Genomic DNA, 20,826 nt, shown 5'->3' on the forward strand with positions numbered 1-20,826 from the left:
ATGCCAGGACTGGATCTCAGCAACGCGGATGCCGAAACAACTGGTCCAGGCGCAGACCGGACCGCCAACCGTTCAGTTCAGCAACCGCAATCAGGGTGAATTGATCATCGGGGGAGCCGGCGTTGTCCTGGTGAGCCTTGTGGCTCTGAACCTGATCAGTCGCTGGATGATCCGCATCTGCCGGCCAAACGAAATGCTCGTGGTCACCGGTTCGAAGTCAAACCAGGGCCAAGGAGCCAAGGGCTATCGCGTGGTTGCCAATGGTGGCTGGACCTTCGTGAAACCGATCTTGGAAACGGCACGGCGCATGGATGTGACGCTGCTGCCGGTTGTTGTGGAGGTGAGCAATGCTTACTCCCATGGCGGCACGCCCCTCAACATTCAGGCGATTGCCAATGTGAAGGTGAGCACGGATCCAGAGATTCGGAACAACGCCATTGAACGGTTTCTCGGCCATCACCAGAACGAGATCGTTCAGGTGGCCAAGGAAAACCTGGAAGGCAATCTGCGCAGCGTGCTTGCTCAATTAACACCCGAGCAGGTGAATGAAGACCGCCTGCGGTTCGCCGAACAAATTGCAGACGATGTTGGCTCAGACATGAGACGACTGGGCCTCCAGCTCGACACCCTCAAGATTCAGAGTGTGTCGGACGATGTCGACTATCTGAACTCGATCAGCCGTCGAAGGGTTGCACAGATCGTGCGAGATGCGGAGATAGCTGAAGCGGAAGCGATCGGTCAGGCCGAGCGGGTGGAAGCGAAAATGGAAGAGGTCGCGGAGGTGGTCCGCACCGAAGCCGAAACCACCGTGCTGGAGAAAGATAACGCCGTCCGCACCCAGATCGCGGAGATGGAAAAAAAAGCAAGGTCCGAAGAGGAACGCACGGCGGCAGCCGAACTCGAAGCGCGTGCTCGGGCCGAGCAGAAACTTCAGCAGGTGCGGGCACAACTTGAACGTCTGCGGCTGCAGGCGGAAGAGGTGCTGCCAGCTCAGGCCGCACAGCAGGCGAAGGAATTACGGGCTCGGGGCCGGGCTGCCGCAACGGCAGAGGATGTGAAGGCCAGTGCCCTTGTGAATGATCTACTCACCACCGTGTGGGACGAGGCCGGCAGCACATCGGAACTGGTGTTTCTGCTGCAGCAGATCGAAATGGTGCTGGACAAGGCAACGCAACTGCCCAGCCGTATCCAGCTGAAACGCATCACCACGCTTGACGGAAATGATGCGTCCAGCCTGGCCAGCCTCGTTGAACTGAACCACCGTGTGGTGCGGCAATTCTTCGAGCAAGTGCACCAGATTCTGGGTATCGATCTGCTGGCCACCTTGAGCAGCACAACAACCCTTCGTGATTCAGGAGATCTCTGATGTTTGTTGCTATCGGCCTCACCGGTGCTGCCGGTCTTTGGGCTTTCATCATCCTGCTGCGCCAGCTGTATTACATCTGCCAGCCCAGCGAGGTCTTGATCTTCGCTGGACTTCGGCGGCGCACAGGCAGTGGTCAAACTGTGGGGTACCGCACGGTCCGAGGTGGAAGCGCCCTGCGCATCCCGGTACTGGAGGAGGTCATGCGGCTCGATCTGAGCAACATGATCATCGATTTACGGGTGGAGAACGCCTACTCCAAGGGAGGCATTCCGTTGAATGTTTCCGGTGTGGCGAACATCAAGATCTCCGGAGACGAGCCGGGAATTCATAACGCCATTGAACGGTTGATCGGCAAAAGCCAAGACGAAATCCGACACATCGCCAAGGAAACCCTGGAGGGAAATCTGCGGGGCGTGATGTCGAGCTTGACCCCAGAGCAGCTGAATGAGGACAAGGTCACCTTCGCCCGCACCCTGCTGGAGGAAGCCGAAGACGACCTCCAGCGTCTTGGTTTGGTTCTGGACACCCTGCAGATTCAGAACATCTCCGACGATGTGCGCTATCTCGACTCCATCGGGCGCAAGCAACTGGTTGAGTTGAAGCGGGATTCGCGCATTGCTGAGGCGGAAGCCAAATCGCAGTCCGCCGTGAAGCAGGCTGAAAACCAGCGGATCACGGACCTGAGGCGTCTGGATAAAGACCTCGCCATCGCCACCGCCAACGCCGAAAAGCGCACCACCGACGCCCTCACCCGAAGGGCAGCGCTCGTTGCAGAAGTGGAGGCGAGCGTGGGAGCCGAACTGGCGCGCGCCGAAGCGGAGCTTCCGGTGCAAACGGAGCGGATCAAGCAGGTCACCGAGCAACTGCAAGCCGATATCGTCGCCCCGGCGGAATCGGAATGTCAGACGATGATGGCTGAGGCCAAGGGAGAGGCCGCCACGATCATTGAGCAGGGTCGTTCCCAAGCGGAAGGTCTGCGCGATCTCGTGGAATCGCTGAAACGCTCGGGAGATGATGCCAAACGTCTGTTCTTGCTTCAGAAATTGGAACCGTTGCTGACGATGCTTAGCGACACGGTGCAACCGGTTGAAGTGGAGGAGGTCTCTCTGGTGGGAGAGAAGTCTGGGGGCTCCACCCTCACAATCGCCACGCTCTTGAAACAGCTGCAGCAATCAACCGGTTTACGGCTGCCGATAAAGTCTGCGGAATCCAGCGACAGCGTCGATTAACCCGCAGGGGCATCGATTAGAATGTCTCCTCCGGGGAGCTGTTGCCCGTCAGCAGATCGGGCGGCACGCCACCGAAAGTCATGGCGAGGTTTTCAGGGGTGAACACCTCTGAGGTTTCCCCGTAGGCGAGCACGGTCTTGTTGATCAGAACCACCAGATCGCAAAAATCACGGACGTGGCCCAGGTCGTGGGTGGAGATCAGGATGGTGCGGCCCTCGTCGCGGAACTGAAGAAACAGCTGGGCCATCAGCTGCTCCGTGCGCACATCAACCCCATTGAAGGGCTCATCCAGCAGCAGCACATCAGCGCGCTGGGCGATGGCTCGGGCCAGGAACGTGCGCTTGCGCTGACCACCCGAGAGGGTGCCAAGGGGACGATCGGCCAGCTCCAGCAGATCAACCCGCGTCAAGGCGTCCCGCACAGCCACACGATCGGAGCTGCGGGGAATCCGCAACGCATTCATCGCGCCGTAGCGGCCCATCATCACCACATCCCACACCGACACGGGGAACTGGGCATCCACCCCTTCGCTCTGGGGCACATAGGCCACAGCTTGATGACGCTGAGCTTCAGCAACGCTGCTGCCGTTGATGCGGATTCTGCCGCGCGAGGGTCGCACAAACCCAGTAAGGGCCTTGAAAAACGTCGATTTTCCGGCACCGTTCATGCCCACCAGACCGCAGATGCAACCGGCTGGCAGGTGCAGGCTGGCGTCGTACAGGGCAACCGTGCCGTTGTAGTCCACACAGAGCTGGTCGGCCTGAATGCGCATCAGCGGTTGCTCTCGGACAGGCCCAGGCCCTTGCGGATCAGACCCACATTGTGCCGCTGCAGTTCCAACAAGGTGGGGGCAGGACCGTCCGGAGGTGAGAGGGAATCCACGTAAAAGGTTCCACCGAATCGTGCTCCGGCCGCCGCTGCCACCTCCCGTTGGGCTTTATCGCTCACGGTGCTTTCACAAAAAATGGCTGGCACCTCGCGCTCTCGCACCGTGTCGATCAACCGTGCCATGCGTTTGGGTGTGATCTCGCTTTCGGCATTCACCGGCCAGAGATAGGCCTCCTCGAGTCCGTAATCCGCTGCCAGATAGGTGAAGGCTCCCTCGCAACTCACCAGCAGCCGTTGCTGGGCCGGCAGCGCGGCAATCGCCTTGCGCAGCTCCTGATCGAGGGCCTGGAGCTTGGCTTTGTAGGCCGACGCGTTAGCGGCAAAGTCCTCCGCCCCGGCTGGATCAAGTTGGCTGAAGGCCCGCTCCAGATGGTCCACATAGCCCATCGTGCGCTGGGGGGACATCCAGGCATGGGGATTGGGCTTGCCGGAATAGGCGTCCTCCGTGATCAGCAGAGGCTTCATCCCCTCCGAAAGGTTGATGGTGGGCACATCCCCCGCTGCAGCCGTGAAACGCCGGGCCCACAACTCCAGCCCCAACCCGTTCTCAACAATCAGATCCGCCTTGCTGGCGCGCTCGATGTCACTGGGGGTGGGTTGATACCCGTGGATCTCGGCACCGGGCTTGACGATCGAAGCCACCTGCAACCGATCACCCGCCACGTTGCGGGCCAGATCGGCCAAAACCGTGAAGGTGGTGAGCACCTGGGGGCGTGAATCCGCGCTGACGTCCTGATCTCGGCTGCGGCAGGAGGCCAGCATCACGGCCACCACAACCAGCAGCACTGCTGCCGAACGGTTCCAGTTCAACAGGGGCAATGCGTGCCGACGTGGCCTGATCGAGGTTCGCATCATTGGGTCCTAAAACAATCTCGGCGATGGCAGGGAAAGGCTGCAACGAAGCGATGCAATCACTGAGGCGCCAGGATCACTCCACCCACTGAAAAACTGTGCGCAGGTCTGAGCGGGTGGAGGTGATCCTGCAGCGCCTCCACGAGCAGTACCCGGAAACACCGGTCCCCCTGGATCACAGTGACCCGTTCACCCTGCTGATCGCTGTTCTGTTGAGTGCTCAATGCACCGACAAGAAGGTGAATGAGGTGACGCCGGCGCTGTTTGCCGCTGGGCCAACACCCGCAGCAATGGCGGCACTCGAGGAGGAGCAGATCCTGGCGTTCATCCGGCAGCTCGGGCTGGCCAAAACCAAGGCCAGAAACGTGCGCCGCCTGGCCCAGATTCTGGTGACGGCCTACGACGGCGATGTTCCCCAGAGCTTTGAGGAACTCGAGGCGTTACCGGGGGTTGGGCACAAGACAGCCAGCGTGGTGATGGCCCAGGCCTTCGGCGTGCCCGCCTTCCCCGTCGACACCCACATCCACCGGCTGGCCCAACGCTGGGGGTTGAGCGACGGCAGCAGTGTGGCGCGCACGGAACAGGACCTCAAGCGCCTCTTCCCCAAGGAGCACTGGAACCGGCTGCACCTGCAGATCATCTTCTGGGGCCGTGAGTTCTGCACAGCACGGGGCTGCGACGGAACCGTCTGCCCCATGTGCCGTGAGCTCTATCCGAAACGGCGCCGTCCTGTGATCACCCGCAAGCCCTGATCAAGACAGCAGCTCTTCAGCGTTGGCCTTGATCACGCAATCAGCAGTGGGGTAGCTCACACAAAGGAGGGCAAACCCCTGGCCGATCTGATCATCATCGAGAAAGCTCTGATCGGTCTGATCCACCGAACCACTCACCAATCGGCCGGCGCAGGTTGAACAGGCGCCGGCCCGGCAGGAATAGGGCAGATCCACGCCGGCCGCCTCGGCGGCATCGAGGATGTACGTGTCATCAGGGCACGAAAAGCTGGCACCACCCTCGATGCTGATCTTGAAAGAGGCCATGACGCGAAAGATCCTGAAGGGTTGGTAGCTGGATCAGCCCATCGGCGCCAAAGCAACTGGATCCGCACCCTGCTCCCATAAATGTTTGGGGGAGGCGCAGGCGAGGGAACCTGCGCTCGTTCAACTCCCCGAAGCGTTGGCAGTGATGCTCGCGCCTGCGGAATCATCACGCGGATGAGAACAGTTCTTACTAAGCAGTAATGCCTAAAAACGTGCGGATCGATACCCGCCAAAGCGCCATCGTCTTGGACAGTGCATCACGAAAGCAGTGGTGCTTTCCATGCGTCACGGAGGGGGCGGGCTGAGGGGCCTGCTCCTTTTTTTTGGCCTGGACCTGATCCAGAAGACCACTTGACCAGCCAAGCCCACCATTGCTAGTACAGATGTACTTGCAGCATGATCATGGGAGAGGGCTGGCTGATTGACAGCGACGACCGCTGGATCTGGCGATTCCATCGCGATCAGAAGGGATGGATCCATGAGCCAAAGGTCTTCATCGACAGAGGCCGGCGCCTGCCTGACGGCCCTCCCCTGCTGAAGGAACGCCGACACCTGCGAAAGGCCGAAGCAGAACAACTCTGGGCGTCCTTGCAGACCCAGGGCTGGAAACGCCTTGCATCTCCGGCCTGGGGCGACGCGGTTGAACTTTGAGACAGGTCGCTGGGGCCAACCGCGAGGCTGTCCATCAGCAATCCCAACAAACGCATCGGATTGGCATGTTGGGCCTGTGAGGAAAAACGCCTCACAGGGTGGAAACAAGGACACACTCCTGCGAGCCGTTTTGGAACCCCTGCCTTTGGCGGGGGTTTCTTTTTGTCTGCCAGGGAGCCCATGGAATCGGTCATCAACGAAATCGAGTTCAACTTCGAGCAGACCGTCAGCATTCGAACTGACGTGAAGCTGAGCAAGGACGACGTGAAGCAGATCGTCTCAGAAGCTCCCGCAGAAACCCTGGAAGAGATCGTTTACCAAAGCCTGGTGACCGATGAGCTGTATCTGAGGGCGAGGGCCAAGGAGATCGCCGCCAAACTCAAACAAGACGATCTTGAAGTGAACAGAATCGAGTACTGGGACGACGAAGGAAACAAGGCCTGAGCCTGTCCCCCCCTGGGCGAGGCACTGTCGGGCGCATCTCATGAACGAGAGACCCCTGCTGGCGGAACAGGACCTGCTTGAGCCATGGTGCACAAAGGTGCCTTTGAAGGCTGTTGCGCACTCAACGTCAGCTTCGCCAGCAGGTGCTGGCTCAGTCCCCGGCCGGCAAGCCTCGATCCTTGATGGATTTCCGCTGGGCGCTATCAGAACCTTCAGGCCCTAACCCTGCGTCAGCCAAGCAAAGAGCCGCGGTTGTTTCGACGCAACAAGCTGCACCGGGTCGATGGATGACCAAAATCTCGCGCCTGTTGTCTCGTCCTAAAAAGAAGATGTCTCGCCCTAAAAAGCAGCCTCGCTGATCGAATTAGCCTCGATAGACAGGCCTACGCAGAATCAAGCCACTGAAACTGATCAACGCTTAAGCAGCTATCCAATTCTGCTGAGAATCGGCTCCAGATCGAAGTCGTAGCCCCGAACAACAAGATCTGCGCGACGCTTCAAAGGGTGAATGAAGCGGCGCTCACCCGGGAGCATCTCACGCAGCATCTGGCGAATCACATAGGAAGCCGGCCTCTGCCTGTCGCGAACATCACGCCAGAGACGCTTGATCAACCTCTGCAGAAGAGGGGTTTCGACGTACAGAACCAGCGAGATGGGCACAGCCTCCAAAAGATGTTGCGGCCCGTAGGAGCCTTCCACCAAAACCAAGTCATAGGGCTGCTGCAACAACCTGGAGCTGACCCTGCGGCTGCGCATGTCGTAGCTGCGCAGCGCGTTCAACTGGCGGTAGCGAACAGCGCTGAGCTGCAACCTCAGCTGATCCGCGTCAATGGCATCCACCGTGTCGAAGCCATAGCGCGAGCTGGGCGACCAACCACAGCGGTAGTAGTCGTCGCAGGCGATCAGCAGGGGATGACGCCCCGTGGCACGCAGCTGCTCGGCCAGACGGGCGGCCAGGGTTGTCTTGCCGGCCGCAGACGGCCCGCAGATGCACACCAAAGGAACTGCCCCAGACAAGCGCCGCCTTCATCCAGAACCATGCTGACAACGCCGCCCCAAAAGAAGCAGGAAAAACAGTAGCCGTTGATACCAATTGAGGCTAGGGTGTGGTCACGTTGAGCCTCATCAACAGGCCGCAGTCAGATCCACGCCAGGCAACGGGGGCGTGGGCACCGCGCAAGAGAGAGATGAACACCCTTCAACTGATCAAGGCACGGACTGTGCGCAATCAGGCCATCGAAACGGCCAGAACACAGATGGCACGGGCCTACCGCCACCAGGGCCACACGGACCGGGTGCACACCCCGGTGGGGAGTAAAACCAAGGTGCTGCGCTATCGCGGCGTCGCCTACGAACAAATCGACCAACAACAGCACCCGAGCGGTGGGCGGGAACTGCGTTACCGCGGCGTCAGCTACGACGTGTACTGAAGCCAACGTTCCATCCATGATTGAAGCGGGGACACCCCCGCTTTTTTCATGGCCGTTGAGGGTGACAAAGCAGCAGTGGCAGACGGTGGTGATCTCCATGGCGGCCGTGGCCTTCAGTGCCACAGCAGGCCTGGAAGCTCCGCTACGGAACCTGATCACATTCGCCAGGGCGGGGTCGAGTTTCAGCGCCAAGCAGCTCTGCAGCAGCGTGCTGATGGCTGGAATGGATCCAGACCAGGTGCTCAAGGAAGACCTGGCCGCCGGCCAGGGGATGATCCACACCCGGATCAAACCAAACGCTGGACGCGTTGAAGCCAGCGCCCTGTTCGGGCTGATTCGTGCTGAAGCGATTCAGAACGGCGAACGTGGTTGCACATGGCAAATCAATGGGCATCCAACGCCCCGGCTACCCAAGCCAAACCAGCCTGGCTCCGCAGATTCCCAGCCCATTGGCGCCGCCTGGCCCCTGATCGCCACAGCCGACGCAGAACCGCCGGAGATTGATGAGCAGGCACTGAAGGACGCTCTCGATCGCGCCTTTGAAGAGAAGGAGCCGCTCTCACCAAAGCGCACCCGCGCCGTTGTGGTGGTGCAGAACGGCTGGGTGATCGCCGAGCGCTACGCCCAAGGCATCCAGCCCGACATGCCACTGATTGGCTGGTCGATGAGCAAGAGCGTCACCCATGCCTTGATCGGACGGGCCATCCGAGAAGGGCTTCTGGATCCAGCCAAGCCACCGAAGGTGCCCGAATGGAGTGATCCGCAGGATCCACGCCGAAGGATCAGCCTGGATCAGCTGCTGCGCATGAACAGCGGGCTGGCTTTCGAGGAATCGACGGGAACACTGAACTCGGATCTGGTGCGGATGCTGACCCAGGAAGCCGACATGGCAGGGTTCGCCGCCAGCCAACACCTCCGCAAAAAACCAGGAAAAAAGTGGAGCTATTCATCCGGAACCACCAACATCCTCAGTCGGATCCTCAGGCACGCCATCGATGACGATCAGCGCTACTGGAGCTTTCCAAAGCAGGCATTGTTCGATCCACTTGGGATGACGACTGCCGTTCTCGAAAGCGACAACAGTGGAACCTTGGTGGGCTCATCCCTGGCGTGGGCCAGCGGACGCGATTGGGCCCGGTTTGGACAGTTGTATCTGGATCAGGGCCGCTGGAACGGCAAGCAACTTCTACCCACAACCTGGGTTCGGCAGGCACGGACAGCGTCGCGGGGATCAAAACAGGCTTATGGCGCGCACTGGTGGCTCAGCAGCCACAAATCAAGGCCCGATCTGCCCAATGACAGCTTTTCAGCTGAGGGCTATCAGGGACAACTTCTTCTGGTGGCTCCATCACAGCGCGCGGTGATCGTGCGGCTGGGACAGACATCCAAGAAGCCGAGTTTTGATGCCAATGCTTTCGGGGCTGATGTTCTCTCAGCCCTTCGGTGAAGCGAACGGCAGCGCTCAGTTCTTGTCGCCGCCCTTGGGCACGAACGCCTGGGATGCCGCAACGAGAAGTCCGGTGATCAGCAGGGCCGGGAGAATGACAGTCGGGCCACCTGGAGCTGTCTGGGAGGCGAACAACAGCATGGTCTGGCAATAAAAACCACTAATAACCCTGGCAGAACAGGGGGCAAACAGCGACTCCTGCAAATGTTTGTCGCAGAGACCAAGGCTCAGCAGATCACGACGGGAAAGAGAAAAAGCTCCCCCTGCACGGCATCACAGGCTCGAACAGCAGCGGTGGGCCTGGAACGAGGTATCGCCACCGCCGAGGCTGCCGCCGGAAACGCCTTGCGGGGTCGGATCAAGGAATGCCGCATCCACTCGTCAGCGCGGAAGGTGGCGTAAGGAGAACTCGCAGCCATGGGTTTCGGAGCAGTACATCTGTTTTAGTGCGCATGTACTACAGCGTCAACCCAAGCGCGCTCCGCAACAATCACGGGAACCACCGCCCATCCGCAGGTGACGCAACAGGACGACGCCATCGGCAGCCGCTTGAGCCGGATCGAAGCTCGGCTGGCCAGGATCGAAGAGCTTCTGCTCAGCGCAGGAGTTGGTGAAGGTCAAAACCCATCAGCAACGCAGGAACAGTGCTACGAGGCATGGATCGACTATCTGAACAACACCCCTGAGGCCGTTGAAGCTCACCTCACCGCCCACGAGATGGCCGCCCTAAAAGCCTCCATCAACGCCCAAGTTCCAAGCGATTCGTAGAGTTATACACAGCTTTTCCACAGGGCCAAAACAACTGATCCTGGCGAGCGCAGTGGTTTTGGCCATCGGCGTGGAAAACAAGCCTCAGATGCTCAGCAGCCCCCGGCACATCCTGGCGTTCAATGTGAAAAATGCTGTGCTGGCCGTTGATTTCAAGCAACAAATGCATCAGTGATTTCAAAAACGCCTCAAGTGGCAACGAAGCGCTCCCTGCTGTGAACAAAGCAACCAATCCTCAGGAGAAGCTTCAGGTCCCCGATCCGCCAGAGGAGTCGGTTGAAAAACTGTGGAAAAACAAAAGATTCTGTTGCGATCACTGCAGACAGCCGGGAGACGTGCATTTCCGGGTAATCACCGCCCGACTCGCGGACTGGATCCTGGTGTGCGAAACCTGCTGGCCGAACTTTCGCGAACAAGCTGGTTATCGCTATGGAGGAACCCGCAAGGCCAACCGCCGCAAGCGAAAACGGCGTTAGCTGGAGGAAGGCTCAGATGAGTTCACATTGGTGGCGAATCACTGTGCCGCGGCGTTCCCAAAATTCCGGCGCTGATTGATCAACGACCCGCCACCACCAACGGCCATCGGTGTAACTGGGGGCACCTGCATTGTTTGTGCGCGGTAGTTGCAACTCCACATCACGCCAGCGCAACAGAACTCCGTCCCCAGGCAGGGATCCCTCCGACGTGTTGGGAATGCCTTCCGCCAGGCCGGTGAGATCAACGGCTCCCCGCGTGATCTCAACACTGAGCCGATCCCCATCGCAGATCCAATCGGCCCATGACGGCTGGGGAGCCAGCAGCAGGCAGAGCATCAACAACGCCAGGCCCAGGCCCTTCGCGACAGAATTCAGCAATGTTGTTGACCCTCATCTACGACGGCGGATGCCCATTCTGTCGAGAGTTCGCCCTCCGCAGTGAGCTCCAGGCGGGTGTTCCCAATCTGCGCATTGTTGACGGGCGCGCCGATCACACGATCCGTCGCGAACTCAATGCCCTCGGCCTGCCTCTGCGCAATGGGGCCGTGCTGATCGAAGGTGAGCAGACGTGGCATGGCAGCGAAGCCATTGCTGAACTCAGCCGGCGCATGAACCCCAGTGATCCCCTGCTCGGACTGCTGGCCAAGTTGTTCAGTGACAACCAACGTTCAGCACTGGCTTATCCAGCCCTGTTGGCAGCCCGGCGCCTGGCCCTTGCCACCCGCGGGCTGAGCGTTGACCCGGATCAAGCTCGATCACGCTGACGCAATGAGCCAAAACACGGGTGGTCGTAACCGATACCCCTGAACTACGGTCGAAGCACGCCTAAAGATTTTCTTAAGCATCGATCCTGATCCCTTTGTTCCCGACGCGCTGAGCCATCAGCAACTCAACGCCTTGCTGAAAGCGGCGATGGACACATCCGCCGTTCCTGAAGGGCGGCTCAGCGATGACGAACTGCTCCGCGCAGCACTCAGTGCATGGGCCGACCAAACCCAGGAGTTGCTGCGCTGGATTGAAGGACAGGGCGATGCAGTGAGCGACACGCGATCGCCCAAGCAGGTGATGGCGCTGGGAAGTTTTCGCACCCATCTAGTGATGGGCCTCAAGGCACTTCGTTATTCCGAAGGCTGAGCCCGCTGCTGCTCCCGACGGGCATCACAACACTCCTCGAGAACGGAAAGAAACTGTTCCGGCTCCGGTTGATCGTCAAGATCGAAACGGGTGGCTGTGGTCACCGTGAAGTTGATCCAGGTTTCCACTTCAGGGCCGCCGGATGCCATCACAAGGTCGTAGCAGGCCTGAAAATCTGAATCCGGTGCAAGATCACGCGCCGCATTGATGACGTCATACAACTGATCCATGCCCTCGGCTTGGGCCTCAGCAAAGACGGCACGAATGCGATCGAGCATCAGCAGGAACGCTCAAGCTCAACAACAGAAAGCTCTGCTGCAACGTTGGAGGCTTCGTCTGCAAGCTCAAGAAGTTCTGCGTTGAGCTCCAGCAACATCAAGGCCAAAGAGGACGCAAATTCGATGCAGAACGATTCGTCTTTCACAGCGCCGCCGCGTTGGATGCAATGGGTCTAATCAACGCAGCAAGTTGAACGTGGATTCCGCAATCCTGCTTCACAACAACAACGAAAAATGAGAAATCGATGCGAAATCTGTATCGAAAAATCAAATCTGCCGCGAATGATGAACAGCTTCGCTAAGCGGGGCTGGACCCTCAGGCCGCAACAGGTTCGAGCATGGAGCTGACGCTGGGCTGGAATCCGATTTCACGCAGCCGGGCGTTGCTGACACGGGCATTGAAGATGCGTGCGCCGGGGCGATCGTGGTTGTCCCAGATCACTGGGGGCAATCCGAAGTCATCACACAAGGCGTTGGAAAGCTGACGCCGGGTGAACTGGAGATCATCCACAAGGTTGTAGATGCCTTGGAGCCGCCGGCCGAAGGCGAAATCAACACCGCGAATGATGTCGTGAAGATGAACCCAGGCATTGATGTGATTGCCGTTTTTGCGAACCGGCTGCCCAGCAGCACTGCGGATGTACGACGGGATGTCCTTGCCAGGACCGTAAATACCACCCAGCCGCAACACACAGGCCTGGGTTGAAGCGTCGTTCAAGGAAAGAACAGACGCCTCGGCGCTGGCCAGGAGGGCGTTGGCGTTGTTGGAACAATCCGGAGGGGTCAGCTCATTGCAGATCGCGCCGGCCTGATCGCCATACACCCCTGCACTGCTCAGGTAGGTCACATGCAGCGGTCGACGTCCCTGGCGCTGACGCAGCGCCTCAACAAGGGCCGGTACCGCCTGGCCGTAAACCTTCTCGTACTGATCGTCTTCAAAGGTGGCGGTGGTGGGCGCCATCGCAATCAGAACCCCATCGAGCCGATCCAGGAAACTGGCATCCGCCATAGGATCGCCAGCGCTGTAGAGGCGGGGGTGGTCGACCAGATCGCAGAGCTCAGCCAAACGTCCGGGGCTGGTGGTGGTGCCGACAAGCTCATGGCCCTGGCGCCTGAGGTGGGTGGCGACAGCGGATCCCACATATCCACAACCCACAATCCCGTAACTGCCCGCCATGCCCGGTCAAACACCTTTTACAGAATTTAACGAACGAGCCTTGGGCCTGCCGTGACAATAGAGACATGATCTCGATGATCCTCAACCTGCTCTGGGTTGTTCTCGGCGGACTTCCCATGGCTCTGGCCTGGTGGCTGGCCGCGTTGATCTGCGCCATCACCATCGTTGGCCTGCCATGGGCACGGTCGTGCTGGGTGGTCGGTTGTTTCTCGCTCTGGCCCTTCGGCTCCGAAGCCGTGAGCCGTCGTCAGCTGAGAGGACGTGGTGATCTGGGGACGGGCTCCCTGGGGGCGCTCGGCAATGTGATCTGGTTCCTTGTGGCCGGCTGGTGGCTGGCCCTGGGTCACCTCAGCAGTGCCCTGGCCTGTTTTGTGACGATCATCGGCATTCCCTTCGGCATTCAGCACATCAAGCTGGCTTTGATTGCCCTGGCTCCCGTCGGCATGACGGTGGTGAAATCTCGCAACTGATCTCAGCAGAGCTGATCAGAACAGCACCAGATCAGAACAGCCACTGAATCAGCCAGACCATCGCCAAACCGAGCACGCCGGCCAACAGCAATCCACCCACCAGGAAAGTGATCGCCGCAGCCAGTCCGATCCTGGCCATGGTGTCTGGATAGAGAAGAAACAGGGTCAGCCCCAGGGCCAGAGGCCACAACGGCGGAATCAACAGGCAGACCCCGGTGAGGATCATTAGCTTGCGATCACGCCGTTGCTTGGCCTCCAGCTGAAGGGCCACAGCATCAGCTTCGCGATCAAGGTCAGCCTGCTCATCGTCACTGAGCCAGCGGCCACGAGCCTTGGCACGATCCAGCTCATCCTCGAGCCGTTCAGCGGGGTTGCCCTTGCTCATCGGCTCACTTTAAGGAGCTTGGGCCTGCAATCAGATCGGCTTGAGAGCGCTCCAGCACTGGATTAATGACAGGGATGAATAAATCGGAAACTTAGATTTAACTCGAATAGGTATTCCTATCTAGGTATTTACCCGCCGCAATAATTTCATTGCCCAAAAAAGAAAATCGGCATAGTGTCGCTCTGCGAATTGAGAAAGATGTGCTGAATACAAACCTGGAGTCACCAAATGCTTCCCAAGCTTGCGTCACTGAATCACAAGTGAATGCCTATTTTGAATGCCTAACCCTCTGCAATCTTGATGATGGCAGTTGTTACGAGCAATGCATTCTCGTGCATCTGAAAAACGAGGTTGATGCATGAAAAGCCTGAGCCATCAAACACAAATGGGCTTGGCATCCATTGCCTCAACCGTTGCCGTTGCTCTTCTCGTGATCGGTTTTATGGGCATGGCCCAGCACATCAGCACCAGCCCGCTCTGAAACAGCTGCTCACTTCTGACGTTTGAAGGTGTAGCAACCACCGTGGTAGCCCGTGAAGGGTTGGGCGTAGGTCACCAATTCCCACCCCTGCTCTCCCAATTCATTCATCAAGCCCACCAGGGTGACGTCACGCTGCGGATGGCTTCTGGAGATCAGCTGGCGATCATCCAGCCAGAGCTCCTCGATTTCCCCGGTCCACGACTTCCCCCGGGGCACGAAGCGCAACTGGGTGTACTCCCAACGCATCACCAAGCATCAGCTGAACGACGCACCATCTTCACCGCAGACGGCACCAACCGGGGGCGAGAATTCAAGAACCCGCTGTTCTGTGATGCGTCGCCTGCTCGCCCAGCTCGTTCTGCTCATCAGTCTGCTCACGCTCTCACCGGGCTGGTGCGGAGCCCTGGAGGTGAGCCTGCAACGCATTGATGCCAACGGCATTGGCGAGTCGATCGGCAGCGTCACCGCGCAAGACACCGACCAAGGCCTGGTGATATATCCCGATCTCGCGGGGCTGACACCCGGGGAACACGGCTTCCATCTCCACAGCGCGGGGAGCTGTGACGTGGGCGTAACCGCCGAAGGCACAGCGGTTGCCGGCTTGGCTGCTGGAGGTCACTGGGACCCTGATGAAACGGGGCAACACCTCGGCCCCTTCGGAAACGGTCACCGGGGCGATCTCAGCAGGCTGGTGGTGGATGACGACGGCAAGACCAACACCAGCGTGGTGGCGCCTCGGCTCAGCACCGCTGACCTGAAGGGGAAAGCCCTGATTGTTCATGCAGGCGGCGACACCTACAGGGACGAGCCCCCCCTCGGTGGAGGTGGAGCACGGGTTGCCTGTGGTGTGGTGCCGGACGAGCGCTGACTCAGCCGTTCACCAGGCGGGCATGAAGGCGACAGACCCTGATGGCCTGAGCGGGTGGCTCCTGACAGAGGGCACCGAGTTCCCTGTTCAGCTGTTGGAACAGGGACAGATCCGCTCCGGGAATTGAGGGAAACATCAGGAACAAACCTGAGGCGATCAAACCGATCACAACATCGCTCCAACTCTTAAGAAAACCCTAAGCCCGAGTCGATTCGGGGTCGTGTTCGTCCCTGCAGACCACGGCCATCAGGGCATCGATGTGCAGCATCAGGCCAGCGCGCCAGGCAGCATCTTCGTCACAGGCCTCGATGGTTTCCACCACGATCGAGCCTCCACGCTCAATGATCAGGTCATAGGCGGGTGGCATCGGAGCGTTGCAGTGCCTCCCCATTCAGCAGGCAAAGCGCGTTTGGCACATCCCCCAGTTGAGGGAGTTCAACGGCAGGAGAACATGATCAAACGCTTGAGCTCTCACAACGTTGTTCAAATCACCCCTGTTTCGGCGCGTCGGGATCTACCTCGTGCTCAGCACCGCAGCTGTCACCGTCGTCAATCAGCTCGAGATTGAACAACAAAGTGCCTATCAGATCTACATCCCGATGTTCATTGGGATCTACATCGTTTCGCGTTGGCTCGACAGTCGGTTCAGCCAGGCCTCACAAGAGCAGACCTCACAACAGCCACAGCCCAACACAACGCAGGACAAAACCCCACCATCCACAACCGACCGTGGTTTTGGACAGTGAGGTGAAGCGAAGCTGTTTTGAAGCTCAGCGGCGGGGTTCGGCCTTGCGAACGGAGATGGCGCGACCCATCCACTCAACGTTCTGCAGGTCGTCGATTGCCGACTGCTCATCGGCTTCGTTGCTGAGGTCCACAAAAGCGAAACCACGCTTGCGGCCTGTCTCCCGGTCGAGGGGCAAGGAGCACTTGCTCACTTCGCCGTACTGACCGAACAGATGAATGAGATCCTCCCGCTCAGCGTCCCAGGAGAGATTTCCGATAAAGATCGTCAAAAAAATGAGTTAATCAAGACCTCTTACCCTCGCACACAGCGGCCAGGGGCCGCGCCTTCAGAGGGAATGGCTCAAGGATGGAGTCAAGGGCTACCAAACAATTCTGTTCAAGGCTGAATTCGATAGAAAGCCTTTGCTTCGAGCCGAATGAAGCCGCAACGGAACCAGGCTTGATTCAGTTGAGGCATGGAAATGGGTGGACTCAGCGGTACCAAATCGGACGATTTCATCAACGCAGCCAAAGCCCGCGGCGAAGCTGCCCTACAAGACAAACAACCCAAATTGACCAAGCTGGAAAAAGCATTCCGGCATGCGGCAATCCGGCGACGGGCTGAAGATGCCCGCAAAAAGGCACACCACGCCTAATTCAAAGCCCTGCCTTTCCAGGTCCAACCGCGTCCCGTGCGGGTGCGCCAGATCGAGACAGGGCCAATCGCACCCACCAGCAACCCACCGGCTCCCATCAGCCACCAATAGCTGAGGGGCACATCAAAGTTGCTGCGCGTCCAGAGCCGCAGCAGCAGCTGTTGAAGAATGGCCAAGCTCGTCAGGGCCATCAACCACCACCAAGCTGAAGCCAGCAGGGGTTGGAGCCAGAGCAACACGAGCGATGCCGGCAGCAACAGCCAGGGCACGCTGAACATCAACACCACCACCAAGGCTGCACCGAGGGCTTTGACGGGGTCCCGGTCCAGGCCCAGAAACCAGTTCTTGGTCCAGCCCTCCCAAAGCGCCGCGAGGTCGCTGTACATCCGCAGATCGACGGCATCAAGCCCCAGCAGATAACGAAGCCGATGGCCTCCAGCCTTGATGGCGCGGGCGAGGGCCAGATCTTCCACCACCTCCCCAGCCAGGGCCCTGTGGCCACCGATCTGCCTGTAGGTGGAGGCCTTGAACAACATGAAAGGCCCCGCGGCAAACGCCACCGGCGATGCCGGGTCGTTGGTTTCGAGGATGGGAAAGCCGAGGCCCAGCAGACTGGCCATGATCGGCTGCGCCATCCATTCCGCCAGGCATCCGCAACTCAACCGCGGCGCCAGGCTCAGCAGATCGGCCTGCTCATCAAGGGCCTGAGCCAGGGCCCGTTTCAGGGCATCGGGCTTGAGCCGAACATCGGCATCGATGAACAACAGCCACTCGCTGGAGACCTGGTCAACGGCCCTGCTGCAGGCCCAGTTCTTACCCACCCAGCGTTCGTTGACGGGCCTGGGGCCGGCCTGGATCAGTCGGAAGTGGGGCGCTGCAGAGCCAGCCCGGAGGGCGTTGTCCACCGTTGCATCGCTGGACTCGTCATCCACCACCAACACCGACCAGTCCCTGCAGGGGGGCTGGTTGGCCAGAACGCTGGCGACACAGGCCTCGATGTTGTGGGCTTCGTTGAAGGCAGGGATCACCACGGTCAGCGTGGTGTCCGGAGCAGCAACGTCCTGGCCCGGCTTCAAGCGCGGTGCAACAGCAAACACCCGTTGCAACCCCAACTGAAGGATCAGCAATCCCGCTGAGGCCGAACCAGCCGCAGCGAGAAACAGCAGGGGCTCAAGCAGGGCAAGGGTCAAAGCCGGGCCATGGTCTGGTGGTCAGCCGTCTCAGTCGACGGTTGCTGCAGCTTCCACCATCGGCCACATCGCAGCAAATTCAGCATCCGAAACCACGGCAGTGACTTCGAACTGAATGCCGAAATCCTTGATCCAGGGGCCGAGATGCGCCCAAACCTTGCCGATGTCACTGGCGACGGCAATGGCGACACCGCTGCCACTGATCGGTTCACAGACGCGATATTTGAGAGCAAAACCATCGAAAGCATCTCCCGGTGCTCCCGAGTTGATGTAATCGGCGAAGCCAGGGCACGACTCCCACGCACCCTCGACGGTCGGGAACGTCCAAACGATCAAGTAGTGCTGCACGGTGAAGGAGGGCAAACGCTTGCTTCGTAGCCACAAACGACGATTGAGGCGGAATTGCAACTGAATTCGGTAGTCATTCAGCAGGAGCCTTCGTCAAAGCTGGCAACGGGCTACAGCTGAAACAGGACCCAGCACAGCCATGACACTCCATATCGCCAATGAGATGGATGAAGTGGAAGTGGCCGTCTGGTGGGACTTATCACGCATCGTCCGTCACTTCGAGCGCCAGGGACTGGAACGACGGGAGGTGAAAACTGCCGTGATGAATGCGGCGCTCCGCCTGATGCAGGATGAAGGGGAGGAACCCTCAAGGTTGTGATTGCTGCGTAAAAACCATTTCCTCCGGTGAACTCACCCGTCCAAGAGCAGCATTGCGGTGGGGATAGCGGCCAAAGCGCTGCAGCTCGAGGAGATGCCGGCGGGCCACATCGGCGGTGGCAGCGTCCGCGAAGTACTCCAGCAAAGGGATGGCCCAGGCCACCACGCTGATGTCTTCGCTGTGCAGGAGAGGCATCAGCCAGAACTGCCGCCGCGGTCGTTGCGATTCCACTGCGATCCATCCCCGTTCCAGCGCTTCCAAGCTCAGCTTCAGAGCCTGAGGATCTCCGGCAAAAGCCTTGGCTTCACCACGCCAGATCTGACGGGTGAATTGATCCAGCAGCAGCACCAGGGCCAGACCGCTGCTGGGCCCACAGCTCCAGTGGTCCAACTCTCCAGCGAGGGCGCGCTCAACAGCCTCCCCGAACCGCTCTCGCACCAGGGCATCGAAGCTGTCGCGGCGACGAAACCACTGCCAGGGACGGCACTGCTGAAACCAGAACTCCAGAACGTCGTCGGCACTCAAGACGAACAGCTGTAGTGGGACACCCCACCGGCGCTGAAGAACTCCCGCGGTTTCAAGCGGTCGTAGCGGGCTAGCAATTCAGCGGAAGGAGTGTCGTAGGGCGTGCTGAACAGCTGCTGCAGTTCAGCCATCAAGGAGGTGTCTCCTTCGCCGGCCTGCTGATAGGCCGGCGCGATCAACCATTCGCGCCAAGTGATGGCCGGATTGACCCGCCGCATGCCAGCGGAGATCAGAGCCGGATCAACGCCATTGGGCCACTGGGCACGCCAGCGCAGCAACCAGTCGTTCCACTGGGATTGGAGGGCTTCCGAAAGGGGCAGATAGAAGCAGTCCCGCAGCGGATCGATCTGCTCGGGCAGATCCGACAAGCGGCGGAAAAACATCGCGTAATCGGCACTGGACTCCACGAGGAGCTTCAACAGCTCTTGCACCAGTGCGTCGTCGGCACTGGACAGGCCGAGTTTGCTGCTCCACATCCGTTGCATGGCCTGCTGCATGGCAGCAGGGAAATCCTCCAGCAACTGATCCAGTTGGGCCTGGACCTCCGCCTGGCCCTCCATCAGCGTGCGCAGGGATTTCCAGAACATGCGGTAATTGGCCTCCGCAGCCGCCGGCTGGTTGAAGAAGCAGAAGTGGGCACCGCCACCGGTCCAGGGCTGAAAGCGCGGGTCAAACAGCTCGCAGAAGCCGAACGGGCCGTAGTCGAGGGTGAAGCCACCGGCGGCGCAGTTGTCGCTGTTGAAGTTGCCCTGGCAGTAGCCCACACGGATCCAGTTGGCCACGAGGCTCGTAAGCCGATCACGGAACAAGCGCGCCAACAGCACAACCTGGTCGCTGAAGGGCAGGCCGGGATCGATCTCCTGGCGGTAATTGCGTTCGATCAAGTGCGCCACGATCAGGTGCAGCTCCTGGTGCGCCCGGGGATGGGCCTCACTGCGGGCGCGGCGGGCGAACAACTCCAGCTGACCCACCCGCAGAAATGAGGGCGCCACCCGGGTGCTGATGGCGGCCGGGTTGTCGACCATCACGTCCGGGTCAATCGAACGTGAGTTCTCGGAATACCAGGGCCGTCGCACCGACTCGGCGTGGGAGACGTAGAGCGTCAACGAACGGGAGGTGGGCACACCGAGGGCGTGCATGAACTCCTGCGCCAGAAACTCACGCACGCTCGAGCGCAACACGGCTCGGCCATCGGCACCACGGCAGTAGGGGGTCGGACCGCCACCTTTGAGCTGCATCTCCCAGCGGCGCCCTTCAAACACCCCCTCAAACACCGACATGGCTCGGCCATCGCCGTAGCCATTGCCATTACCAAAGGGGCACTGCTGCGTGTATTCAGTGCCGTAGATCGAAAGGGCGTAGCCGGTGGCCCAGCCCCAGGGCCGCATCGGACCGGTGGCCACACTGAGATCACCGGAGAACATGCGGCGGAACTGATCGTCCTGGGCGAGGTCGTCGCTGAGACCAAGCTCGCTGAACAAGCTGCGGCTGTGCGCCAGGTATTGGGGCTCGGGGATCGGGGTGGGCGTCACCGGAACGTAGTGGCCCGAGAGCACCTGGCGGGGACGGTGGTCCTCCCCATCCGCGGTGGACTCCGGGTCAGGCGTGAGGGCTTCCAGCAGGGAGTAGTCGGCCCGTTCGGCGAACTCAGCAAACGTGGCGATGCTCATCGGACCCTGAC

General features: G+C 59.8%; 32 protein-coding genes. 15 read left to right on the forward strand and 17 right to left on the reverse strand.

What is annotated here, in order from left to right; all coding sequences use genetic code 11:
• Positions 1-28 precede the first annotated feature (28 nt).
• Entirely contained in the window at positions 29-1,366 is a 1,338-nt protein-coding gene (locus SynRS9907_RS07640) for a flotillin family protein (RefSeq protein WP_188020564.1), read from the forward strand.
• Positions 1,366-2,595 (forward strand): flotillin family protein, encoded by a 1,230-nt coding sequence (locus SynRS9907_RS07645; RefSeq protein WP_188020565.1) that lies wholly within the window; start codon positions 1,366-1,368, stop codon positions 2,593-2,595. Before SynRS9907_RS07640 ends, SynRS9907_RS07645 begins: the two co-directional genes overlap by 1 nt.
• A 16-nt stretch (positions 2,596-2,611) precedes the next feature.
• On the opposite strand, the gene SynRS9907_RS07650 is transcribed toward SynRS9907_RS07645, so the two are convergent.
• Both SynRS9907_RS07650 and SynRS9907_RS07655 read right to left on the reverse strand, forming a co-directional pair.
• Positions 2,612-3,367: a metal ABC transporter ATP-binding protein gene (locus SynRS9907_RS07650; RefSeq protein ID WP_114989297.1), complete on the reverse strand. Its 756-nt coding sequence runs from the start codon at positions 3,365-3,367 to the stop codon at positions 2,612-2,614.
• Complete coding sequence (locus tag SynRS9907_RS07655; RefSeq protein WP_255446036.1) at positions 3,367-4,245, reverse strand: metal ABC transporter substrate-binding protein; 879 nt, start codon at positions 4,243-4,245, stop codon at positions 3,367-3,369. Before SynRS9907_RS07655 ends, SynRS9907_RS07650 begins: the two co-directional genes overlap by 1 nt.
• Before the next feature lie 188 nt (positions 4,246-4,433).
• On the opposite strand from SynRS9907_RS07655, the gene nth reads away from it, so the two are divergent.
• Entirely contained in the window at positions 4,434-5,087 is a 654-nt protein-coding gene (gene nth / locus SynRS9907_RS07660; RefSeq protein WP_115082389.1) for an endonuclease III, read from the forward strand.
• Here the strand turns inward: nth and SynRS9907_RS07665 are convergent, their stop codons facing one another.
• A complete protein-coding gene (locus SynRS9907_RS07665) occupies positions 5,088-5,372 on the reverse strand; it encodes a 2Fe-2S iron-sulfur cluster-binding protein (RefSeq protein ID WP_188020567.1) in 285 nt (94 codons plus the stop codon).
• A 396-nt stretch (positions 5,373-5,768) separates the two neighbouring features.
• On the opposite strand from SynRS9907_RS07665, the gene SynRS9907_RS07670 reads away from it, so the two are divergent.
• Both SynRS9907_RS07670 and SynRS9907_RS07675 read left to right on the forward strand, forming a co-directional pair.
• Positions 5,769-6,023 carry a DUF1651 domain-containing protein gene (locus SynRS9907_RS07670; protein WP_370586598.1) on the forward strand — a complete coding sequence of 85 codons (255 nt, stop codon included), beginning with the start codon at positions 5,769-5,771 and terminating at the stop codon, positions 6,021-6,023.
• A gap of 180 nt (positions 6,024-6,203) precedes the next feature.
• Positions 6,204-6,467: a hypothetical protein gene (locus tag SynRS9907_RS07675; protein ID WP_115009286.1), complete on the forward strand. Its 264-nt coding sequence runs from the start codon at positions 6,204-6,206 to the stop codon at positions 6,465-6,467.
• Between the two features lie 426 nt (positions 6,468-6,893).
• Here the strand turns inward: SynRS9907_RS07675 and SynRS9907_RS07680 are convergent, their stop codons facing one another.
• Positions 6,894-7,484, reverse strand: a complete 591-nt coding sequence (locus SynRS9907_RS07680) for a nucleoside kinase (protein ID WP_188020568.1) — start codon at positions 7,482-7,484, stop codon at positions 6,894-6,896.
• Positions 7,485-7,654: 170 nt separating this feature from the next.
• Between SynRS9907_RS07680 and SynRS9907_RS07685 the strand changes: the two genes are divergently transcribed.
• Positions 7,655-7,897, forward strand: coding sequence for a hypothetical protein (locus tag SynRS9907_RS07685; protein ID WP_188020569.1), 243 nt, complete (start codon positions 7,655-7,657; stop codon positions 7,895-7,897).
• A gap of 61 nt (positions 7,898-7,958) precedes the next feature.
• Positions 7,959-9,344, forward strand: a complete 1,386-nt coding sequence (locus tag SynRS9907_RS07690; protein ID WP_255445822.1) for a serine hydrolase — start codon at positions 7,959-7,961, stop codon at positions 9,342-9,344.
• A gap of 227 nt (positions 9,345-9,571) precedes the next feature.
• Here the strand turns inward: SynRS9907_RS07690 and SynRS9907_RS07695 are convergent, their stop codons facing one another.
• On the reverse strand, positions 9,572-9,763 hold the full coding sequence (locus tag SynRS9907_RS07695; protein ID WP_188020571.1) for a hypothetical protein: 192 nt from the start codon (positions 9,761-9,763) through the stop codon (positions 9,572-9,574).
• A 97-nt stretch (positions 9,764-9,860) separates the two neighbouring features.
• Between SynRS9907_RS07695 and SynRS9907_RS07700 the strand changes: the two genes are divergently transcribed.
• Together SynRS9907_RS07700 and SynRS9907_RS07705 are read left to right on the forward strand one after the other, a co-directional pair.
• A complete protein-coding gene (locus SynRS9907_RS07700; protein WP_188020572.1) occupies positions 9,861-10,112 on the forward strand; it encodes a hypothetical protein in 252 nt (83 codons plus the stop codon).
• 146 nt (positions 10,113-10,258) lie between these two features.
• Positions 10,259-10,588: a hypothetical protein gene (locus SynRS9907_RS07705; protein ID WP_188022503.1), complete on the forward strand. Its 330-nt coding sequence runs from the start codon at positions 10,259-10,261 to the stop codon at positions 10,586-10,588.
• Between the two features lie 12 nt (positions 10,589-10,600).
• Here SynRS9907_RS07705 and SynRS9907_RS07710 read toward each other — a convergent pair whose 3' ends face one another.
• Entirely contained in the window at positions 10,601-10,966 is a 366-nt protein-coding gene (locus SynRS9907_RS07710) for a hypothetical protein (RefSeq protein WP_255445823.1), read from the reverse strand.
• Between SynRS9907_RS07710 and SynRS9907_RS07715 the strand changes: the two genes are divergently transcribed.
• Positions 10,966-11,352 carry a DCC1-like thiol-disulfide oxidoreductase family protein gene (locus SynRS9907_RS07715; protein ID WP_115009163.1) on the forward strand — a complete coding sequence of 129 codons (387 nt, stop codon included), beginning with the start codon at positions 10,966-10,968 and terminating at the stop codon, positions 11,350-11,352. The two genes, SynRS9907_RS07710 and SynRS9907_RS07715, sit on opposite strands and share 1 nt — an antisense overlap.
• A 148-nt stretch (positions 11,353-11,500) precedes the next feature.
• Positions 11,501-11,722, forward strand: coding sequence for a hypothetical protein (locus SynRS9907_RS07720; protein ID WP_244272250.1), 222 nt, complete (start codon positions 11,501-11,503; stop codon positions 11,720-11,722).
• On the opposite strand, the gene SynRS9907_RS07725 is transcribed toward SynRS9907_RS07720, so the two are convergent.
• Both SynRS9907_RS07725 and SynRS9907_RS07730 read right to left on the reverse strand, forming a co-directional pair.
• Positions 11,707-12,000, reverse strand: a complete 294-nt coding sequence (locus tag SynRS9907_RS07725; RefSeq protein ID WP_188020573.1) for a hypothetical protein — start codon at positions 11,998-12,000, stop codon at positions 11,707-11,709. The genes SynRS9907_RS07720 and SynRS9907_RS07725 overlap by 16 nt on opposite strands.
• A gap of 316 nt (positions 12,001-12,316) precedes the next feature.
• Complete coding sequence (locus SynRS9907_RS07730) at positions 12,317-13,177, reverse strand: SDR family oxidoreductase (RefSeq protein WP_188020574.1); 861 nt, start codon at positions 13,175-13,177, stop codon at positions 12,317-12,319.
• A 65-nt stretch (positions 13,178-13,242) separates the two neighbouring features.
• Between SynRS9907_RS07730 and SynRS9907_RS07735 the strand changes: the two genes are divergently transcribed.
• Positions 13,243-13,647, forward strand: a complete 405-nt coding sequence (locus SynRS9907_RS07735) for a YccF domain-containing protein (RefSeq protein WP_188020575.1) — start codon at positions 13,243-13,245, stop codon at positions 13,645-13,647.
• Between the two features lie 31 nt (positions 13,648-13,678).
• On the opposite strand, the gene SynRS9907_RS07740 is transcribed toward SynRS9907_RS07735, so the two are convergent.
• Both SynRS9907_RS07740 and SynRS9907_RS07745 read right to left on the reverse strand, forming a co-directional pair.
• Positions 13,679-14,032, reverse strand: a complete 354-nt coding sequence (locus SynRS9907_RS07740) for a hypothetical protein (RefSeq protein WP_188020576.1) — start codon at positions 14,030-14,032, stop codon at positions 13,679-13,681.
• A gap of 490 nt (positions 14,033-14,522) precedes the next feature.
• Positions 14,523-14,759, reverse strand: coding sequence for a hypothetical protein (locus SynRS9907_RS07745; protein ID WP_006851383.1), 237 nt, complete (start codon positions 14,757-14,759; stop codon positions 14,523-14,525).
• 85 nt (positions 14,760-14,844) lie between these two features.
• Here SynRS9907_RS07745 and sodC point away from each other — a divergent pair, with 85 nt between their 5' ends.
• Positions 14,845-15,381, forward strand: a complete 537-nt coding sequence (sodC, locus tag SynRS9907_RS07750) for a superoxide dismutase family protein (protein ID WP_188020577.1) — start codon at positions 14,845-14,847, stop codon at positions 15,379-15,381.
• Position 15,382: 1 nt separating this feature from the next.
• Here the strand turns inward: sodC and SynRS9907_RS14040 are convergent, their stop codons facing one another.
• Entirely contained in the window at positions 15,383-15,517 is a 135-nt protein-coding gene (locus SynRS9907_RS14040; RefSeq protein WP_255441730.1) for a hypothetical protein, read from the reverse strand.
• A 60-nt stretch (positions 15,518-15,577) separates the two neighbouring features.
• Positions 15,578-15,748: a hypothetical protein gene (locus SynRS9907_RS07755; RefSeq protein ID WP_188020578.1), complete on the reverse strand. Its 171-nt coding sequence runs from the start codon at positions 15,746-15,748 to the stop codon at positions 15,578-15,580.
• A 112-nt stretch (positions 15,749-15,860) separates the two neighbouring features.
• On the opposite strand from SynRS9907_RS07755, the gene SynRS9907_RS07760 reads away from it, so the two are divergent.
• Complete coding sequence (locus tag SynRS9907_RS07760; protein WP_188020579.1) at positions 15,861-16,127, forward strand: hypothetical protein; 267 nt, start codon at positions 15,861-15,863, stop codon at positions 16,125-16,127.
• Positions 16,128-16,151: 24 nt separating this feature from the next.
• On the opposite strand, the gene SynRS9907_RS07765 is transcribed toward SynRS9907_RS07760, so the two are convergent.
• From SynRS9907_RS07765 to SynRS9907_RS07775, 3 genes are all read right to left on the reverse strand, one after another.
• Positions 16,152-16,397: an RNA-binding protein gene (locus SynRS9907_RS07765; RefSeq protein WP_115161927.1), complete on the reverse strand. Its 246-nt coding sequence runs from the start codon at positions 16,395-16,397 to the stop codon at positions 16,152-16,154.
• 362 nt (positions 16,398-16,759) lie between these two features.
• Complete coding sequence (locus SynRS9907_RS07770; protein WP_188020580.1) at positions 16,760-17,953, reverse strand: glycosyltransferase family 2 protein; 1,194 nt, start codon at positions 17,951-17,953, stop codon at positions 16,760-16,762.
• Positions 17,954-17,983: 30 nt separating this feature from the next.
• On the reverse strand, positions 17,984-18,301 hold the full coding sequence (locus tag SynRS9907_RS07775) for a DUF3303 domain-containing protein (RefSeq protein WP_011364476.1): 318 nt from the start codon (positions 18,299-18,301) through the stop codon (positions 17,984-17,986).
• A 139-nt stretch (positions 18,302-18,440) separates the two neighbouring features.
• Between SynRS9907_RS07775 and SynRS9907_RS07780 the strand changes: the two genes are divergently transcribed.
• Positions 18,441-18,620 carry a hypothetical protein gene (locus tag SynRS9907_RS07780; protein ID WP_188020581.1) on the forward strand — a complete coding sequence of 60 codons (180 nt, stop codon included), beginning with the start codon at positions 18,441-18,443 and terminating at the stop codon, positions 18,618-18,620.
• Here the strand turns inward: SynRS9907_RS07780 and SynRS9907_RS07785 are convergent.
• Together SynRS9907_RS07785 and SynRS9907_RS07790 are read right to left on the reverse strand one after the other, a co-directional pair.
• Positions 18,609-19,145 (reverse strand): DUF924 family protein, encoded by a 537-nt coding sequence (locus tag SynRS9907_RS07785; protein WP_188020582.1) that lies wholly within the window; start codon positions 19,143-19,145, stop codon positions 18,609-18,611. The two genes, SynRS9907_RS07780 and SynRS9907_RS07785, sit on opposite strands and share 12 nt — an antisense overlap.
• A complete protein-coding gene (locus SynRS9907_RS07790; protein ID WP_188020583.1) occupies positions 19,142-20,815 on the reverse strand; it encodes a protein adenylyltransferase SelO family protein in 1,674 nt (557 codons plus the stop codon). Before SynRS9907_RS07790 ends, SynRS9907_RS07785 begins: the two co-directional genes overlap by 4 nt.
• Positions 20,816-20,826: the final 11 nt, after the last annotated feature.

This window comes from Synechococcus sp. RS9907 (assembly GCF_014279615.1).
Taxonomy (GTDB): domain Bacteria; phylum Cyanobacteriota; class Cyanobacteriia; order PCC-6307; family Cyanobiaceae; genus Parasynechococcus.

Excerpts from the sequence above, each read along its gene's own strand:
- SynRS9907_RS07685 (WP_188020569.1), top strand. The coding sequence starts at position 7,655 with ATGAACACCCTTCAACTGATCAAGGCACGGACTGTGCGCAATCAGGCC.
- SynRS9907_RS07725 (WP_188020573.1), bottom strand. The coding sequence starts at position 12,000 with ATGCTCGATCGCATTCGTGCCGTCTTTGCTGAGGCCCAAGCCGAGGGC.
- SynRS9907_RS14040 (WP_255441730.1), bottom strand. The coding sequence starts at position 15,517 with ATGTTTCCCTCAATTCCCGGAGCGGATCTGTCCCTGTTCCAACAGCTG.
- SynRS9907_RS07790 (WP_188020583.1), bottom strand. The coding sequence starts at position 20,815 with ATGAGCATCGCCACGTTTGCTGAGTTCGCCGAACGGGCCGACTACTCC.
- SynRS9907_RS07740 (WP_188020576.1), bottom strand. The coding sequence starts at position 14,032 with ATGAGCAAGGGCAACCCCGCTGAACGGCTCGAGGATGAGCTGGATCGT.
- SynRS9907_RS07735 (WP_188020575.1), top strand. The coding sequence starts at position 13,243 with ATGATCTCGATGATCCTCAACCTGCTCTGGGTTGTTCTCGGCGGACTT.
- SynRS9907_RS07640 (WP_188020564.1), top strand. The coding sequence starts at position 29 with ATGCCGAAACAACTGGTCCAGGCGCAGACCGGACCGCCAACCGTTCAG.
- SynRS9907_RS07665 (WP_188020567.1), bottom strand. The coding sequence starts at position 5,372 with ATGGCCTCTTTCAAGATCAGCATCGAGGGTGGTGCCAGCTTTTCGTGC.
- SynRS9907_RS07730 (WP_188020574.1), bottom strand. The coding sequence starts at position 13,177 with ATGGCGGGCAGTTACGGGATTGTGGGTTGTGGATATGTGGGATCCGCT.
- SynRS9907_RS07655 (WP_255446036.1), bottom strand. The coding sequence starts at position 4,245 with ATGCTGGCCTCCTGCCGCAGCCGAGATCAGGACGTCAGCGCGGATTCA.
- SynRS9907_RS07745 (WP_006851383.1), bottom strand. The coding sequence starts at position 14,759 with ATGCGTTGGGAGTACACCCAGTTGCGCTTCGTGCCCCGGGGGAAGTCG.
- SynRS9907_RS07670 (WP_370586598.1), top strand. The coding sequence starts at position 5,769 with ATGATCATGGGAGAGGGCTGGCTGATTGACAGCGACGACCGCTGGATC.
- SynRS9907_RS07720 (WP_244272250.1), top strand. The coding sequence starts at position 11,501 with ATGGACACATCCGCCGTTCCTGAAGGGCGGCTCAGCGATGACGAACTG.
- SynRS9907_RS07695 (WP_188020571.1), bottom strand. The coding sequence starts at position 9,763 with ATGGCTGCGAGTTCTCCTTACGCCACCTTCCGCGCTGACGAGTGGATG.
- SynRS9907_RS07755 (WP_188020578.1), bottom strand. The coding sequence starts at position 15,748 with ATGCCACCCGCCTATGACCTGATCATTGAGCGTGGAGGCTCGATCGTG.
- SynRS9907_RS07645 (WP_188020565.1), top strand. The coding sequence starts at position 1,366 with ATGTTTGTTGCTATCGGCCTCACCGGTGCTGCCGGTCTTTGGGCTTTC.
- SynRS9907_RS07650 (WP_114989297.1), bottom strand. The coding sequence starts at position 3,367 with ATGCGCATTCAGGCCGACCAGCTCTGTGTGGACTACAACGGCACGGTT.
- SynRS9907_RS07675 (WP_115009286.1), top strand. The coding sequence starts at position 6,204 with ATGGAATCGGTCATCAACGAAATCGAGTTCAACTTCGAGCAGACCGTC.
- SynRS9907_RS07715 (WP_115009163.1), top strand. The coding sequence starts at position 10,966 with ATGTTGTTGACCCTCATCTACGACGGCGGATGCCCATTCTGTCGAGAG.
- sodC (WP_188020577.1), top strand. The coding sequence starts at position 14,845 with ATGCGTCGCCTGCTCGCCCAGCTCGTTCTGCTCATCAGTCTGCTCACG.
- SynRS9907_RS07780 (WP_188020581.1), top strand. The coding sequence starts at position 18,441 with ATGACACTCCATATCGCCAATGAGATGGATGAAGTGGAAGTGGCCGTC.